The organism is Streptomyces bobili (assembly GCF_002154575.1).
Lineage (GTDB): Bacteria > Actinomycetota > Actinomycetes > Streptomycetales > Streptomycetaceae > Streptomyces > Streptomyces bobili.
This window is the reverse complement of sequence record NZ_MUBA01000329.1, coordinates 1-1,401: the sequence shown is the minus strand read 5'-3', so window position 1 is coordinate 1,401 and position 1,401 is coordinate 1. Positions and strand designations below refer to the sequence as shown.

Genomic DNA, 1,401 nt, shown 5'->3' with positions numbered 1-1,401 from the left:
CCGGGCATGCCCGGCACCCTCCTCGGACACGGCACGGGCGCGGGCGAGCGCCTGCTGGCCGTCACCTTCAACGACCTGGCCGTCGGCGGACGCGAGGCGGAACTCGAACGGGCCGGGACCCTCGCGGCCAACCCCCGCCTGCACCACGTCGTCGTGACCGGCGGAGAGGAGACCCTGCCGTACGCCGACCTGGACGGCCCGCTGACCGACGAACCCGGCCCCAGCCTGGTGACCGCGGCCCTCCACCGCGCCCGCCTCGCCGCGGGCAGCGCCGACCACTTCACCGGGTACGGCGCCCGCCAGGTCCTCGACGCCCACCCCGCCCGCCTCGCCGACCTCCTCATGGACCGCAAACGGCGCCACCTGGTACGCCCCGTCGCCGCCCTCACCAAGGCGGACGGCTCCGTCCTCGTCCCCGCGCGCGTGTACGGCGCCGCCCGCCGACTGGCCCGCACGCCGTACCGCGCGGGACTGGACGGCCTCGCCGAACGGCTCATGCACCGCCGCTTCGACGACCCCGGAGGCGCGGTGGGCGCCTCTCTGGCCGCCCTCGCGTGGGGCGGGCCCGGCCCGGCGGCACGGTGGCTGACCGGCGAGGCGCTGGCCGAAGTATCGGTTCGCCTCCAGAGCACGGCCCACCGCGCCGGAGGCGGACCCGGCCAGCGCCCCGGCGACTATCGCGCGCGTGCCGCACTCGCCCGCCACGCGGCCGACCTGCGCGTCCTGGAGCAGGCCGCCGAGATCCGCTCCCAGCGCCTGCACGCGCCCTTCCTCGACAACCAGGTCGTACGGGCCTGCCGCGCCCTCCCCGAGACCTTGCGCGTGCAACCGGGGGCGCGTGCCGCGATCCTGCGCACCGTGCTCAAGAGCTCCGGCGTGGCTGACCTCCCGCCCGGCTGGGGCACCCCCACCCAGGCCACCGCCACCGCCGCGGCCCGCGCGGGCCTGCGCCTGGCCGCGGACCCCCTCATCGCCCTCTTCGACGCGCCCCTCCTCGCCGACGCGGGACTGATCGAGGCCCGCGTCGTCCGCAAGGCCCTCCGCGCGGCAGCCGCGGGCGAACCCCTCCCCCTGGACGGCCTCGCCGACCTCATCTCCCTCGAACTCTGGCTCCGCCGTCTCCTCTCCCGCAGGGGCACCTGCTGGACAGGCACCCCGGCCCGAGCCCGCGCGGTCCCGGCGGGCATCGCCCCCCAGAGACGGGCGGTCTCCTCGGGCGGGTGAGGCCGCGACGACGGGAGGGGCGGCCTCATGGGGCGCGCGCGGCGCGTGGGTTCGGCGACATCGCCGGCGGGGGCGCGCCTCCCGGCGCCGGGCTCCGGCCCGTCTGGTCTCCGGCTCGGCTGCGGGGGAGGCGCGCATCGGCCGGTCAACCCGACTGCCGGTCACCCAGACGGCCGG

General features: G+C 78.3%; 1 protein-coding gene. It reads left to right on the top strand.

Annotated elements, in window-relative coordinates:
• On the top strand, positions 1-1,224 hold a 1,224-nt coding region (locus BZL64_RS25245), incomplete at its 5' end, for an asparagine synthase-related protein (protein ID WP_244205490.1).
• Between the last annotated feature and the right edge of the window lie 177 nt (positions 1,225-1,401).